This window comes from Ralstonia sp. VS2407 (assembly GCF_052950655.1).
The window spans coordinates 385199-398807 of record NZ_JBRFVG010000004.1 but is presented as its reverse complement, the minus strand read 5'-3'; the positions used below and the strand labels follow the sequence as shown (position 1 = coordinate 398807).

Here is a 13609-nt window from a genome sequence, read left to right as displayed (position 1 = left end):
CATGACAACGCATTCGACGCATCCTGCATCGCACCAAGGCCTGCTGCGCTTCATCACCGCCGGTTCCGTTGACGACGGCAAGAGCACACTGATCGGCCGCCTGCTGTACGACAGCAAGGCCGTGCTGACCGACCAGCTGCAAGCGCTGGCCAACGCCAAGAACAAGCGCACTGCCGGCGAGCAGATCGACTTCTCGCTGCTGACCGACGGCCTGGAAGCCGAGCGCGAGCAGGGCATCACGATCGACGTGGCGTACCGCTATTTCTCGACTGCGCGTCGCAAGTTCATCATTGCCGACACGCCGGGCCACGAGCAGTACACCCGCAACATGGTGACCGGCGCCTCGACCGCGCACGCTGCCATCATCCTGATCGATGCCACGCGTGTGACGACCGTCGATGGCAAGACGGAGCTGCTGGCCCAGACCAAGCGCCATTCGGCCATCGTGAAGCTGCTGGAGCTGCAACATGTGATCGTGGCCATCAACAAGATGGATCTGGTCGACTACAGCGAAACGCGCTTCAACGAAATCCGTACCGCCTACGATGCATTGGCCACGCAACTGGGCCTGCGCGACGTCCGTTATGTGCCGGTGTCGGCGCTGCGCGGCGACAACATCGTGCACGCATCGGAAGCCATGCCGTGGTATCAGGGCGAGCCGCTGCTGGCTTTGCTCGAAGACCTGAAGGTGGAAGAGACCGCTCCGGCGGGCGACGATGCGCTGCGCTTCCCGGTGCAGCTGGTGGCGCGCCAGGATGGCTCGCAAGCCGATGATTTCCGCGGCTACATGGGTCGTGTGGAAGCCGGCACAGTGCGCGTCGGCCAAGCCGTGCGCGTGCTGCCTGCCAACCGCGAAACCACGGTGGCCGAGGTGCTGACGCCCAATGGCGCGGCTGAATCCGCCGGCCCCGGCGAGACCATCACCGTGCGCCTGGCGGACGACGTGGACATCTCGCGCGGCGACACCATCGTCGCTGCCCCGACCACTGCCGCCAACGCAGCCAAGAAACTGCACGCCGACCTGTGCTGGTTCGACGAACACGAACTGAACCCGGCCCGCAAATACGTGCTCAAGCACACCACGGCCACCGTGTTTGCACGCGTGTCGGATGTGGAGCGTGTGCTCGACGTGCATACGCTGTCGCACGAAACCGGCCGCAAGCAGATCGCGCTCAACGATATCGGTACGGTCAATATCAGCCTGCAGAAGCCGATCGTGTGCGACGCGTACGGTGACAACCCGGCGACCGGCGCGTTCATCCTGGTGGACGAAGCCACGCACCATACAGTGGCGGCTGGCATGATCCGTGCATTTTCCTGATGTGGATGGGGCGCGGTAGTGCGCCCCGCAGGAAAAGGCAAAGGAACCTAGGCAATGGAAGCGAAGACCCCCAAAACACTCGGCCGCGTGAGCCTGATTGGTGCCGGCCCGGGCGCGGCGGACCTCATCACGGTGCGCGGTGCACGATTGTTGGGCGAAGCCGAGGTCGTGCTGCATGACGCACTGGTCTCGCCCGAGGTCTTCCAGTACTGCCCGCAGGCCGTGCTGATTGCGGTCGGCAAGCGCTGCGGCAAGCGTTCGACCGCGCAGCGCTTCATCAATCGCCAACTCGTCGACCTGGCCACCAAGTACCAGCGCGTCGTGCGTCTGAAGGGCGGCGATCCGATGCTGTTTGGCCGTGCTGACGAGGAACTGCAGGCGCTCGAGCAGGCCGGCATCGAATACGAAATCGTTCCGGGCATTACGGCAGCGCTGGCAGCCGCGTCCGCCATCCGCCAGCCGCTAACCAAGCGCGGCGTCGCCCGCAGCGTCGCGTTTGTTACGCAAGCCAAGGCGGCCGATCCGGATACGCCGCAACCCGAAGGCATTGTGCCGGAACCCGTGGCGCAGGCCGATTCGCTCGTCTACTACATGGGCCGCGATCAAGCCGCTTCCATCGCTGCAGACCTGATCGCCCGTGGCCGCGCCCCGTCGACGCCTGCCTGGGTGGTCGAGGCTGCAACCACGCCCGAGCAGCGCTCGGCTTGTTTCACGCTGCGGCAAATGGCCGATGGCGCCGCCGCGCAGTGGATCAACCCTGAGCATCCGAGCTTGCTGATGATCGGCGACGCGTTTGCCGCGCGGGCCACGGCATCCGCGCCGGAAGTCCTCGTCAGCGAGCCGCACATCCTGGCCGCCTGAGCGAAGCTCAGAACGCCAGCGCCACCTTCCCGAACACCGTTCCGGTTTCCATCGCCCGGAACGCCTCCCGCGCTTCCTGCCACGGCCGTACCTGATCGACGATCGGGTGCAAGCCGTGCAGCGCCAACGCCCGGTTCATCGCCTCGAATGACGCGCGCGATCCGACCGACGCCGGCCGGATCACCGCCTTGCGCGCGAAAATCTCCAGCGGATTCACGCCACCCTCGCGCCCGGCCAGATAGCCGACCAAGTGGATCTGCCCGCCCACCCGCAACGCTTTCAGCGAGCGCTGCAGCGTGCCCCCGCCACCCACTTCGATGACGTGATCGACGCCGCGGCCGTCCGTGCGCGCGAGCACCGCTTCGTGCCATTCGGGCGTCGCGCGGTAGTTGATCGTGTCCGACTCCGGCACACCCAGCCCCCGGACGCGCTCCAGCTTGGCGTCGCTGCTCGACAGCACGATGGGCCTCGCCCCCGCCATCAGTGCGAACTGCACCGCGAACATTGAGACGCCGCCGGTGCCCTGCACGAGTACCGTCTCGCCGGGCTGCAGGCCGCCAGCCTCAATCAGGCAATGCCAGGCGGTGAGGCCCGCGCAGGGCAGGGTGGCGGCTTCGGTGTCGCTCAGGTGCGGCGGCACAACCACCGCGCCGCCCGCGTCCAGGCGGATGGTATCGGCCAGCCAGCCGTCGATCGGGCCGCCGAGCATGCGGCGCGTGTCGGCGTTGCGGAAGTCTCCGCCGTCCCAGCGTTGCCAGAAGGTGCCTGCGACACGATCGCCAATGCTTACGCGCGTCACGTTCTCGCCAATGGCCACGACTTCCCCAACGCCATCCGACAGCGGGATCAGCGGCAGCGGAAAGCGCGTGAAGAACGTGCCGGAGACAATTTCCAGATCGCGGTAGTTGAGCGACGCGGCGTGCGTGCGCACGATGATTTCGTCGGGGGCGGGTGTGGGCGTGTCGCGCTCGATGGGGCGCAGGGCGTCGATGCCGTAACCGTCGGTCAGTGCCAGGGCTTTCATGGTGTCCGTGTCCTCCGTGGGGGAAAGCAACGCAACAGCGCGTCTGGCGATACTGTGGCGCCTTGCCTAAGATGAATCCAATTCAATTTGCTCAAACAAAACATAACAATTGGGAATGTCTTCATGCTTGAGGAAATGCGCACCTTCGTGCTGCTGGCGCAGACCGGTTCGATTGCCCGTGTGGCCGAGCGCCTGCCGCTCACGCAGCCGGCCGTCACCAAGCAGATCCAGCGGCTGGAGCGCGCGCTGGATACGGTGCTATTCGACCGGCGCGTCAAGCCGTTCCGCCTGACAGCTGAAGGCGAAGCAGTGCTGGCACGCTGTCGCGCCATCGTGGGGGAGTTCGAGGCGCTGCGCACCAGCGTGCGCGCGAGTGGCGAACCGGAGGGCTCGCTGCGCGTGGGCGTGAGCCATGCGGTGGGCGATGCGCGGTTTGCGCGCGTATTGTCGGGCTTGCGAGAGCGCTTTCCGGCCGTGTCATTCCGCCTGAGCTGCGAGTGGGGCGGTGTGCTGCGCGAACGCTTGAAACGCGCTGAGCTGGACGCCGCGCTGTGGCTGACGCCGTCCAACGCCCGCGGTAACCATGCCGATGCGGAAATTCGCGTGATCGGCACCGAGCCCGTCAGCCTGATTGCCGCGCCCGCGCGCAAGCTGCCGGCCACGCTGTCGATGGCGCAGGTCACTGACGAAGCGTGGGTGCTGAACCCCACCGGATGCGAGATGCGCGCCTGGCTTCTCGGCCGCTTCGAAGCGGATCGGTTGACGCCAAACGTCGCGGCAGAAGTGCAATCGGTGCCGCTACAGCACGCGCTGGTGGCCGAAGGCTTCGGGCTCGGGTTTGCGCCCGTGAGGCTGATCGGACAGCAAATCGCTGAGGGTTCGCTGTCGGTGCACAAGCTCACCTCGGCGCCCGCCGAGTGGGACGTCTGCGTGCAGCGCGCACCGTCGCTCGGCCGCATGGCGCGGGTGGTGGATGCGCTCGAATCGGCGCTGTCCACCGGCGCGGCAGTGGCGCGTTAATCACCTATGCCATTTCTGGACGCCCGCGAATGCCGCACGTCATCATCGAATACACCGCCAATGTCGAAGCCGATGCGCGCATTCCTGAGCTGATGCGCGTGCTCAACGATGTGCTGATCGGCCATGCGGATGTGTTTCCCGTTGGTGGCATTCGCACGCGCGCGCTGCGGCTCGATCAGTACCGCATGGCCGACGGCGCGGAAGACGACGCCTTCATCCACGTGACCTTCCGCATCAAGGCGGGCCGGCAAAAAGCCGTGACGGGCCCGATTTGCGCCGCGATGTTCGCCGCCATGTGCGCACATCTGGTCGACGTGTTTGCGCGCCGCTATCTCGGGTTGACGCTGGAGCTGGTGGAGTTCGACGCGCATGGCTTTCACGTCGAGAACAACGTGCATGCGCGCTTTGCGCGCGTCGCGGAACCGCAGTAGGACGTCTGGCTTAGCCGAGTTGCCGCACGCAGTAACCGGCGATGGCGTCGAGCACGGCGTCGTCTTCGCCAACGGCATCGGCGCAGCGGATGGAGAGCGTGGGATGGGCCTGCGCGCATTGCGCGACCAGCGCCGGCAGATCGCGCCGCAGGTGTCCGCCCTGGCCGAAGAACACAGGCACGATGGTGATGCTCTGCGTGCCGTTTGCGGCCAGGTCGTCGATGGTGCCCGGTAGATCGGGCGCCATCAGTTCAAGAAAGGCGAGGCGCGTGTCGACGTCAGGCTGCTGCGCAGCCAAACGCGCATGCAGGCGATCGAATGGTTCACGCCAGCGGGCATCGCGAGCGCCATGCGCGAAGAGGACAAGTGCGCGGTCGGCCATCAGTGGCGCTCCACCCAGCGCAGGCTGACCAGCGCCAGTGCAAGATACAGCGCGCCCGGCACGATGGCCGTGAAGATGGCCGGCCACGTGTTCAACAGGCCGACGTGCGAGAAGAGGTTGTTCACCAGCTGGAACGACAACCCTAGCATGATGCCCCCGAACACCTTCAGGCCAACCGCCCCCGCCCGCGCATGCAGATACGCAAACGGCAGGGCCAGCGCCATCATCACCAGCACGGTGAACGGATAGACCACCTTCTTCCACAGCGCGATCTCGTAGCGCTGCGTGTCCTGCTTGTTGTCGCGCAGATGACGGATGTACTGGAAGAGGTCCAGCGTAGCCATGCGGTCGGGTGTGACCATCAGCACGGACAGGATCTGCGGCGTGAGTTCGGAGCGCATCTCCTGCTGCGGCAGTTTGATCTGCTCGCCGCGGAAGTCAGGCGCCAGTGCATCGGGTGCGCCGGGCACGGCCTGCACAGTGTCCTGCGGGGCTACGCTGCCGGGCTTGCGCGGGAACTCAATGAAACGCGTCTCCGTCACGTCGTTCAATTGCCAGTTCTGGTGGCCCTGGTAGCGCGCTTGCTCGGCTACGCGGATCGAACTCAGGCGGTAGTCGGAATCGAATTCATAGATGCGCAGGCCCTTGATGGATTGGTCCGGCTGCAGCGCGCCCACGTTGACGAAGCGGGTGACTTCGCCACCCGTGCCGTCCGGCTTGGCAGGGCCGCGATCCTTGACCCACACGCCGGAGCGGAAGCCGGCCGACACCGTCGCGCCCAGTGCTTCCAGTCGCACCTTCTGTGCGTACTCTTCGGCCTTCGGGCCGATGAATTCGCCAAAGATGTACGTCACCAGTGCCAGCGGCAGTGCAATCTTGAACAGCGACAGCAGTGCACGGCGCGTATCGAGCCCGGCCACGCGAAAGATCGTGAACTCCGACTGGCTCGCCATCTGCGAGAACACATAGATGGCGCTGATGAGCGCCGCCACCGGAATCACTTCGTACACGCGCGTCGGCGCCTGCAGCATCACGTGGAAGAACGCGATGAGCGTGGTGTAGCGTCCGACCACCGAGCCCAGTTCGCCCAGCATGTCGAAGAAGATGAACAGCGCCAGCACCGCAAACAGGATGAAGACGAACACGCCGTAGATCTGACGCGCGAAGTACTTCTCATAGACCGGCATCTTCATCACGCACCCGCCTTCTTGGGCGCGAAGCCGAGCAAGGCGGAAATCCCTTTCAGGCCCGCCGCGCTGTAATGGCGGAAACGGAACAGCAGCACCGCGCAGATGAAGGCGACAAGGTGGATCGGCCACCATGCCATGAACACATTCATCTTGCCCTGCGAGACCCACGCCTGCGACAGGTTCAGCAGGTTCGAATACGTCAGGTAGATCAGCACCGCGAAGATCATCGGTGTGTAGCGGCCCAGGCGCGGGTTGACGTAGGCCAGCGGAATGGCGATCAGCACGAAGTTCAGCGCCAGCAGCGGCAGGCCGATCCGCCAGACCAGCTCACCGAGGTTCTCGGGCGTCGGGTTGGCGAGCAGATCCTTCGTGGAGCGGCTCTTGGTGGGCAGGTTGGCGTCTGCCTGCGGCGGCTTGTTGGCGACCTTCACGCCGTATTTGTCGAACTCGACGATGCGGTAATCGAGCTTGCCGGGCGTGCCTTCATAGCGGCGGCCCTTGTCGAGCACGACAAAGCGGTCGCCGTTTGGCATGGTCTTGAATTCGCCGGTCTTGGCCATCGCCACGCCGATCTTGTCCTGTTCGGCATTGGCGACGAACAGGTTGCGGGCGTGCTTCATGCCGTTATCGACGCCCTCGATAAAGAGGACGTAGTTGCCGTGCGCGGGCTCGATGAAGCGGCCGGCGGAGATCATCGACAGCACGTCGCGTTGCTCGAAGCGGTCTCTGAACAATGCACTCTGCTGGTTGGCCCACGGCCAGCCGAACAGGGCCAGCAGCGCCACCAGCACGATGAACGGCAGCGAGAAGCGCAGCACCGGGCGGATGAAATCCGTCAGGCTGATGCCCGAGGTGAACCACACCACCATCTCGGAATCCTTGTACCAGCGCGTCAGCACCAGCAATACCGAGATGAAGAGCGTGGCGCACAGCAGGATCGCCAGGTAGCCCAGCGTTGCCAGGCCGATCAGGAGCAGGACGTCGTTCGGGTTCGCTTCGCCGTTGGCAGCCATGCCGAGAATGCGGATCACCAGGGTGGTCAGCATGAACGTCAGCAGCACGAGGAAGACGGCGCCGGCGGTGAAGGACAGTTCGCGTCGCAGGGCTTGTTCAAAAATCATGCGGATGCGGGAAGGGAGGGCGAGGTCTAGGCCAGGTTGGGACGATGCGTGCCCCACTAGGTTCCATCGGAGCCCCCGCGCAAAATGGCGGATAATGTGGGCTTTCGTTGACTCGCCTCATAGAGAGAAGCGCGATGGAATTTAGCACAAAAGCCCTGGACTGGGCCAAAGCAGGCGCCCTGGCCGCCAAGAGCGATTGCCTCGTGATCGGTCTGTTCGAGTCGCAGACCCTGGCTGGCGCCGCAAAGGCGCTGGACGTGGCCACCAAGGGCCTGGTCGCCCGCCTCGTCAAGCTGGGCGACTTTGAAGGCAAGCGCGGCACGTCGCTGCTGCTGCACGAAGTGGCCGGCGTGGGCGCTGCCCGCGTGCTGCTGGTCGGCCTGGGCAAGGAAGCCGACTTCACCGACCGCGCCTACGCCGAAGCCGTGCGTACCGCACTGCGCGCCCTGGCCGGCACCAAGGCCGCCAGCGTGACGTGGACGCTCACCGAGCACGCCGCGCGCGACAAGGACACCGCCTGGGCCGTCCTGACCGCAGTCACGCTCATCCGCGAGGCCAGCTACCGCTTCATCGAGCGTCATCCGGAACTCAAGAGCAAGCGCGACAAGAACGGCACCAGTCTGCGCAAGCTCGTGCTGGCCGTGCCGGCAGCGGACGCCAAGGCCGCCAGCGTAGCCGCCACGCGCGGTACCGCCATCGCCAACGGCATGGACCTCACGCGTGATCTGGGCAACCTGCCATCCAACATCTGCACGCCGACTTACCTGGCCAACACCGCGCGCCAGATTGCCAAGGATTTCAAGCTCAAGGTGGAAGTGCTCGGCCGCAAGCAGATCGAAGCCTTGAAGATGGGGGCCTTCCTGGCCGTGACAAAGGGCAGCGTGGAGCCGCCCGCGTTCATCGTGCTGCGCTACGAGGGTGGCCCGGCCAAGCAGGCCCCGGTGGTGCTGGTTGGCAAGGGCATCACGTTTGATACGGGCGGCATCTCGCTCAAGCCGGGTGAAGGCATGGACGAGATGAAGTACGACATGTGCGGCGCAGCTTCGGTGCTGGGCACGCTGCGTGCTGTGGCTGAAATGGGCCTCAAGCAGAACGTCATCGCCGTGGTGCCGACCTGCGAGAACATGCCCAGCGGTGTTGCCACCAAGCCGGGCGACGTGGTGACCAGCATGTCTGGCCAGACCATCGAGATCCTGAACACCGATGCCGAAGGTCGCCTGATCCTGTGCGATGCGCTCACCTATGTGGAGCGCTTCAAGCCGGCGGTGGTGATCGACGTGGCAACGCTCACGGGCGCCTGCATCATCGCGCTCGGCCACATCAACACCGGCATGTACGCCCGCAGCGATGCGCTGGCGGGCGCGCTGGTGGCGGCCGGCAAGCAATCGCTCGATACCGCGTGGCGCATGCCGCTGGATGAGGAATACCAGGAACAGCTCAAGTCCAACTTTGCCGACATGGGCAACATTGGCGGCCGCCCGGCCGGTAGCGTAACGGCCGCCTGCTTCCTGGCGCGCTTTACCGAAAAGTACGACTGGGCCCACCTGGATATCGCCGGCACGGCCTGGAAGAGCGGCGCGGCCAAGGGCGCCACGGGCCGCCCGGTGCCGCTGCTGACACGCTTCCTGATGGACCGCGGTTGATCACGCAGAGGCAAGGTACCGTATGACCCGCGTCGATTTCCACAGCAACGTGCCCGGCAAGCTGGCCTATGCCTGCCGGCTCGTGCGCAAGGCCTACGGCGCGGGCCAGAAAGTGATCGTGGTCGGAGATCATGCTGCGCTGGAAGCGTTCGACACGCAGTTGTGGACGTTCAGCCAGCTCGATTTCCTGCCGCATTGCGGCCTGCGGCATCCGCTGGCTGCGCAGACGCCCATCCTGCTGGCCGATGCAACGGAGCCGCTGGACGACGCGCCGCATCACGACATCCTGGTCAACCTGTCGCCTGAACCGCCAGCACTGTTCGCGCGCTTCAGCCGGTTGATCGAAATCGTGGGCGATGACGATGCCGACCGCGCCGCTGCGCGCGATCGCTTCCGTTTCTACCGCGATCGCGGTTATCCGATCCAACACCACGACGTGGGGCGCGCATGACCGACGGACGCTATTCCGGGTCCCATACGGACAACAACATCCCCGTCCTGACGGAGATTGTCGAGCTGGAGGACGCGGCACCTGCGGCAGCGCCCGCCGCGAATCCGCCCACGTCTGCTGAAGCTCCCAACGTGGACGTCCCGCCCGCCCTACGCGAGCAGGGCCTTGCGCCCACTTCGGCCATGCCGCCCGCAGGCACCGACGCGGCGCGCGTGATGGGTGACGTGATGTGGCGTTTCCAATCCGAATGGCCGGCGTTGATCGAGGCGCAGTGCCGTGCCGCCATGGAGTCGCGCCTGTCGCTGCTGAGTGAACAGCTGGCGGCGGAGTTGACCCGCACGCTGGAGGCCCGCCTGATGGATTGGCTGGGCGCGGCGCTGGACGATGCGTTGGCCGCGCAGCAGAAGCCGCCGCAGCGCTGATCGCACAAAGAAAACCCGCCGTCCGGCGGGTTTTTTGTTGATATGGCCCCAGCTTAGTCCGTTACCGCGCCCTTGCTGGCCGTTGCCGCCAGTTTTGCAAACTTCGCCAGCACGCCACGCGTATAGCGCGGCGCGGGTTGCTTCCATGCTGCACGGCGGCGCGCAAGCTCATCGTCAGGCACATTCAACTGCAGCAATCGCTGGTGCGCGTCGATGGTGATCGAATCGCCTTCATGCACCAAGCCGATCGTGCCGCCCACGTACGCTTCCGGAGCGACGTGGCCGACCACCATGCCCCACGTGCCGCCCGAGAAGCGCCCGTCGGTAATGAAGCCGACCGACTCGCCCAGGCCCTTGCCGATGATGGCTGAGGTCGGGGCCAGCATCTCCGGCATGCCCGGGCCGCCCTTCGGCCCCAGATAGCGCAGCACGAGAATGTCGCCTGCCTTGATCTGGTCGCCCAGGATTGCGCTCATCGCGCTTTGCTCATCGTCGAACACGCGGGCCGGGCCGGTGATGACGGGGTTTTTCAGGCCGGTGATCTTCGCCACGGCGCCTTCTTCGGCAAGATTGCCTTTCAAGATGGCAAGGTGGCCTTCCTTGTAGAGCGCCCTGTCGATCGGCAGGATCACGTTTTGATCAGCGCGCGGCTGGTCGGGCACGTGGGCGAGTTCTTCAGCCAGCGTCTTGCCGGTGATGGTGATGCAATCGCCATGCAGCAGGCCGGCGTTGAGCAGCAGCTTCATCACCTGCGGAATGCCGCCGGCCTCGTGCAGGTCGGTGGCCACGTACTGGCCCGAGGGCTTGAGGTTGCAGATGACGGGCACGCGCTGGCGCACCCGCTCGAAGTCATCGATCGTCCATTCCACTTCTGCCGCGTGGGCGATGGCCAGGTAGTGCAGCACGGCGTTGGTGGAGCCGCCGGTGGCCATGATCACGGCCACGGCGTTTTCGATGGATTTGCGCGTGATGATGTCGCGCGGCTTCAGGTCGCGGCGCACGGCTTCTACCAGCGCGCGCGCGGATTCGGCTGCGCTGTCGACTTTCTCCTGATCGGGATTGGCCATCGTCGACGAATACAGCAGCGACATGCCCAGCGCTTCAAACGAAGAACTCATCGTATTGGCCGTGTACATGCCGCCGCAAGAACCGCTCGACGGACAGGCGTTCTTCTCGATGCCCTCGAAGTCTTCCTCGCTCATGCGGCCGGCCGTGAATTCGCCCACGGCCTCGAACGACGACACGATCGTCAAATCCTTGCCCTTCCAGTGACCCGGCTTGATGGTGCCACCGTACACGTAGATGCCCGGCACATTCGTGCGTGCCAGCGCGATCATGCCGCCCGGCATGTTTTTGTCGCAGCCACCGATGACGACGACACCATCCATCCATTGGCCGTTGACGCAGGTCTCGATGCAGTCGGCGATCACCTCGCGCGAGATCAGCGAGAACTTCATGCCCTCGGTGCCCATCGACATGCCGTCGGAAATGGTGGGCGTGCCGAAAGTCTGCGGATTCGCGTGGGCTTCTTTTACCGCTGCCACGGCGGCATCGGCCAGCTTCTGCAGGCCCGAGTTGCACGGCGTGATGGTCGAATGGCCGTTGGCCACGCCTATCATCGGATTGTTGAAGTCGTCTTTCGTGTAGCCCAGCGCGTAGTACATCGAGCGGTTGGGCGAGCGCGCCACACCCTGGGTGATGTGCTGCGAACGCTTGTTGTCTGGCATGGGAGTCTCCGTGGGGTCGGCACTATCGTTGTAGTCAACAGCCTGGCGCCCAGCATGCGCTTGGAGAAATAGAGCGTCAAATATATTATTTTCGATCTATTCAGTCGAAAAAACTATCAATCGACGCTATGGATCTGCGCCAGCTTCGCTACTTCGTGACCGTTGCCGAAGAACTGCATTTCGGGCGCGCAGCTGAGCGGCTTTCGATGACGCAGCCACCGCTGTCGCAGCAGATTCGCGCGCTGGAAGACGAACTGGGCGTCACGCTGTTCCATCGCACGCAGCGCTCCGTGGCGCTGACGGCCGTCGGTGCGCGCTGGCTGGTCGAGGTGCGGCGTGTGCTGGCCGAGGCGAATGCGCTGCCCGGCCTCGCGCAGCGGCTGGCGCGCGGGGAGGTCGGCTCGCTGTCGCTGTCCTTCGTCAGCACCGCCGATTACGGCATCCTGCCCGCCTTGCTGCGGCACTTCCGCGATGCGCGTCCCGACGTGCAGCTTCTGCTGCGCGAGGCCACCAGCGATGTGCAGATCGAAGCGCTCCTGGCCGGCGATGTGGATGCCGGTGTCGTGATTGCGCATCACGCCGGCTCCGTGCCGGGCGAACTGGAATACCGTCCACTGGTGCGCGAGCGTCTCGTGCTGGCGGTGCCCGCGTCGCGCGCGGCGCAATGGGGCGTGGAGCCCGGTCAGCCGATAGCGCTGGCGGATGTCGCGACCGAACCGCTGATCATCTTCCCGCGTCGATCAGCGCCTGCGCTGTATGACATCATTACCGGCTATCATGCCGCGCACGGCGGCCGGCCCGAAGAACCCGGGGCTGCCACGCGGATCGGCCAGGAAGCCATCCAGATGCAGACCATCGTCAGCCTGGTCTCCGCTGAGATGGGGATTGCGCTGGTCCCGGCATCGCTATGCAACCTGCAGCGGACCGGCGTGGTCTATCTCGAACTCGCCGCGCCAAGCCCGTTCATCGAGACCGGGCTGGTGTGGCGGCGAGATGCGGCTTCGCCGGTGCTGCCGTGGTTCGTGGCCAGTGCCGAAGCCGTTGCCAAGCTGCAAGAAGACAACCAAACCTGAAACCCACAGGATTCATGCTCATCCATCCGCAATTCGATCCCGTCGCCCTGCATCTGGGGCCGCTCGCCATCCGCTGGTACGGCCTGATGTATCTGGCGGCGTTCATCATGTTCCTGTGGTTCGGCCGCCTGCGCACGCGCCAGCCGCACATCGCCGCCGAAGGCTGGAGCGGCCGCGACCTTGACGACATGCTCTTCTATGGCGTGCTCGGCGTGATTCTCGGCGGGCGCCTCGGCTACGTCCTGTTCTACAAGCCGGATTGGTATTTCGCCCACCCGCTCGACATCTTCAAGGTCTGGGAAGGCGGCATGGCCTTCCACGGCGGCTTCCTCGGCGTGGTCGTCGCGATGATGCTGTATGCGCGCATGCGCGGCCGCTCGTGGATGCAGGTGACCGATTTCATCGCGCCGATGGTGCCGTGCGGCCTCGCAGCGGGGCGCCTCGGCAACTTCATCAACGGCGAGCTCTGGGGCCGCGTGTCGTCGCCCAATCTGCCGTGGGCGATGATGTTCCCGCAGGCGCAAGGCGAAGACCGGGAGTGGCTGCTCTCGCACGCGCACGAGGCCGTCACCAGCGGCATGCAGGCCCTGTTCGACCAGTACCACATGCTGCCGCGCCACCCCTCGCAGATCTATCAGTTCCTCGGCGAAGGCGTGCTGTTCTTCATCCTCCTGTGGCTGTATGCGCGCAAGCCGCGGCCGACGGGCGCGGTGTCGGGCGCATTCCTGCTCGGCTATGGCGTGTTCCGGTTCGCTGCCGAATTTGCGCGTGAGCCGGACAACTTCCTCGGCCTGCTGGCGGCGAACCTGTCGATGGGGCAGTGGCTGTCGCTGCCGATGATCCTGATCGGCATCGCCATGCTGGTTTGGTCTTACCGTCGTGCAGGCAACGGCGCAAAAAACCAGGCGCACGCCTGACGCTGCTACCGCACACATAGAAAAAG

General features: G+C 65.1%; 14 protein-coding genes. 9 read left to right on the top strand and 5 right to left on the bottom strand.

The window, feature by feature from the left end:
* Nucleotide 1 precedes the first annotated feature (1 nt).
* A complete protein-coding gene (locus ACU8YE_RS09695) occupies nucleotides 2-1321 on the top strand; it encodes a sulfate adenylyltransferase subunit 1 (RefSeq protein ID WP_232040773.1) in 1320 nt (439 codons plus the stop codon).
* A gap of 54 nt (nucleotides 1322-1375) precedes the next feature.
* Nucleotides 1376-2182, top strand: a complete 807-nt coding sequence (gene cobA / locus ACU8YE_RS09690; protein WP_232040772.1) for a uroporphyrinogen-III C-methyltransferase — start codon at nucleotides 1376-1378, stop codon at nucleotides 2180-2182.
* 7 nt (nucleotides 2183-2189) lie between these two features.
* Here the strand turns inward: cobA and ACU8YE_RS09685 are convergent, their stop codons facing one another.
* A complete protein-coding gene (locus ACU8YE_RS09685) occupies nucleotides 2190-3206 on the bottom strand; it encodes a zinc-dependent alcohol dehydrogenase family protein (protein WP_446928591.1) in 1017 nt (338 codons plus the stop codon).
* 123 nt (nucleotides 3207-3329) lie between these two features.
* On the opposite strand from ACU8YE_RS09685, the gene ACU8YE_RS09680 reads away from it, so the two are divergent.
* Both ACU8YE_RS09680 and ACU8YE_RS09675 read left to right on the top strand, forming a co-directional pair.
* On the top strand, nucleotides 3330-4226 hold the full coding sequence (locus tag ACU8YE_RS09680) for a LysR substrate-binding domain-containing protein (RefSeq protein WP_440476854.1): 897 nt from the start codon (nucleotides 3330-3332) through the stop codon (nucleotides 4224-4226).
* 29 nt (nucleotides 4227-4255) lie between these two features.
* Nucleotides 4256-4657, top strand: coding sequence for a 5-carboxymethyl-2-hydroxymuconate Delta-isomerase (locus ACU8YE_RS09675; RefSeq protein WP_446928590.1), 402 nt, complete (start codon nucleotides 4256-4258; stop codon nucleotides 4655-4657).
* A 10-nt stretch (nucleotides 4658-4667) separates the two neighbouring features.
* Here the strand turns inward: ACU8YE_RS09675 and ACU8YE_RS09670 are convergent, their stop codons facing one another.
* Genes ACU8YE_RS09670 through lptF form a run of 3 tightly spaced genes read right to left on the bottom strand, consistent with a single transcriptional unit; the run spans nucleotide 4668 to nucleotide 7350 of the window.
* Nucleotides 4668-5039 (bottom strand): sirohydrochlorin chelatase, encoded by a 372-nt coding sequence (locus ACU8YE_RS09670; RefSeq protein ID WP_446928589.1) that lies wholly within the window; start codon nucleotides 5037-5039, stop codon nucleotides 4668-4670.
* Complete coding sequence (gene lptG, locus ACU8YE_RS09665; protein ID WP_260802000.1) at nucleotides 5039-6232, bottom strand: LPS export ABC transporter permease LptG; 1194 nt, start codon at nucleotides 6230-6232, stop codon at nucleotides 5039-5041. Before lptG ends, ACU8YE_RS09670 begins: the two co-directional genes overlap by 1 nt.
* Nucleotides 6232-7350: an LPS export ABC transporter permease LptF gene (gene lptF / locus ACU8YE_RS09660; protein WP_147213297.1), complete on the bottom strand. Its 1119-nt coding sequence runs from the start codon at nucleotides 7348-7350 to the stop codon at nucleotides 6232-6234. Before lptF ends, lptG begins: the two co-directional genes overlap by 1 nt.
* Before the next feature lie 134 nt (nucleotides 7351-7484).
* Here lptF and ACU8YE_RS09655 point away from each other — a divergent pair, with 134 nt between their 5' ends.
* The 3 genes from ACU8YE_RS09655 to ACU8YE_RS09645 are packed head-to-tail and all read left to right on the top strand — an operon-like array spanning nucleotide 7485 to nucleotide 9866.
* Nucleotides 7485-8993 carry a leucyl aminopeptidase gene (locus tag ACU8YE_RS09655; RefSeq protein ID WP_232040766.1) on the top strand — a complete coding sequence of 503 codons (1509 nt, stop codon included), beginning with the start codon at nucleotides 7485-7487 and terminating at the stop codon, nucleotides 8991-8993.
* A 22-nt stretch (nucleotides 8994-9015) separates the two neighbouring features.
* Nucleotides 9016-9444, top strand: coding sequence for a DNA polymerase III subunit chi (locus tag ACU8YE_RS09650; RefSeq protein ID WP_027680768.1), 429 nt, complete (start codon nucleotides 9016-9018; stop codon nucleotides 9442-9444).
* Nucleotides 9441-9866: a DUF2486 family protein gene (locus ACU8YE_RS09645; RefSeq protein WP_446928588.1), complete on the top strand. Its 426-nt coding sequence runs from the start codon at nucleotides 9441-9443 to the stop codon at nucleotides 9864-9866. Before ACU8YE_RS09650 ends, ACU8YE_RS09645 begins: the two co-directional genes overlap by 4 nt.
* 53 nt (nucleotides 9867-9919) lie before the next feature.
* Here ACU8YE_RS09645 and ilvD read toward each other — a convergent pair whose 3' ends face one another.
* Nucleotides 9920-11593, bottom strand: coding sequence for a dihydroxy-acid dehydratase (gene ilvD, locus ACU8YE_RS09640; protein WP_446928587.1), 1674 nt, complete (start codon nucleotides 11591-11593; stop codon nucleotides 9920-9922).
* 128 nt (nucleotides 11594-11721) lie between these two features.
* On the opposite strand from ilvD, the gene ACU8YE_RS09635 reads away from it, so the two are divergent.
* Nucleotides 11722-12666, top strand: a complete 945-nt coding sequence (locus ACU8YE_RS09635; RefSeq protein ID WP_232040763.1) for a LysR substrate-binding domain-containing protein — start codon at nucleotides 11722-11724, stop codon at nucleotides 12664-12666.
* A 14-nt stretch (nucleotides 12667-12680) separates the two neighbouring features.
* A complete protein-coding gene (lgt, locus tag ACU8YE_RS09630) occupies nucleotides 12681-13583 on the top strand; it encodes a prolipoprotein diacylglyceryl transferase (protein ID WP_446928586.1) in 903 nt (300 codons plus the stop codon).
* The last annotated feature ends 26 nt before the right edge of the window (nucleotides 13584-13609 follow it).

What these genes read in the sequence shown, in the direction of transcription:
- ilvD (WP_446928587.1), bottom strand. Translation starts at nt 11,593, where the DNA reads ATGCCAGACAACAAGCGTTCGCAGCACATCACCCAGGGTGTGGCGCGC.
- lptG (WP_260802000.1), bottom strand. Translation starts at nt 6,232, where the DNA reads ATGAAGATGCCGGTCTATGAGAAGTACTTCGCGCGTCAGATCTACGGC.
- ACU8YE_RS09685 (WP_446928591.1), bottom strand. Translation starts at nt 3,206, where the DNA reads ATGAAAGCCCTGGCACTGACCGACGGTTACGGCATCGACGCCCTGCGC.
- ACU8YE_RS09675 (WP_446928590.1), top strand. Translation starts at nt 4,256, where the DNA reads ATGCCGCACGTCATCATCGAATACACCGCCAATGTCGAAGCCGATGCG.
- ACU8YE_RS09650 (WP_027680768.1), top strand. Translation starts at nt 9,016, where the DNA reads ATGACCCGCGTCGATTTCCACAGCAACGTGCCCGGCAAGCTGGCCTAT.
- lptF (WP_147213297.1), bottom strand. Translation starts at nt 7,350, where the DNA reads ATGATTTTTGAACAAGCCCTGCGACGCGAACTGTCCTTCACCGCCGGC.
- ACU8YE_RS09655 (WP_232040766.1), top strand. Translation starts at nt 7,485, where the DNA reads ATGGAATTTAGCACAAAAGCCCTGGACTGGGCCAAAGCAGGCGCCCTG.
- ACU8YE_RS09635 (WP_232040763.1), top strand. Translation starts at nt 11,722, where the DNA reads ATGGATCTGCGCCAGCTTCGCTACTTCGTGACCGTTGCCGAAGAACTG.
- ACU8YE_RS09670 (WP_446928589.1), bottom strand. Translation starts at nt 5,039, where the DNA reads ATGGCCGACCGCGCACTTGTCCTCTTCGCGCATGGCGCTCGCGATGCC.
- ACU8YE_RS09695 (WP_232040773.1), top strand. Translation starts at nt 2, where the DNA reads ATGACAACGCATTCGACGCATCCTGCATCGCACCAAGGCCTGCTGCGC.
- lgt (WP_446928586.1), top strand. Translation starts at nt 12,681, where the DNA reads ATGCTCATCCATCCGCAATTCGATCCCGTCGCCCTGCATCTGGGGCCG.
- ACU8YE_RS09680 (WP_440476854.1), top strand. Translation starts at nt 3,330, where the DNA reads ATGCTTGAGGAAATGCGCACCTTCGTGCTGCTGGCGCAGACCGGTTCG.
- cobA (WP_232040772.1), top strand. Translation starts at nt 1,376, where the DNA reads ATGGAAGCGAAGACCCCCAAAACACTCGGCCGCGTGAGCCTGATTGGT.
- ACU8YE_RS09645 (WP_446928588.1), top strand. Translation starts at nt 9,441, where the DNA reads ATGACCGACGGACGCTATTCCGGGTCCCATACGGACAACAACATCCCC.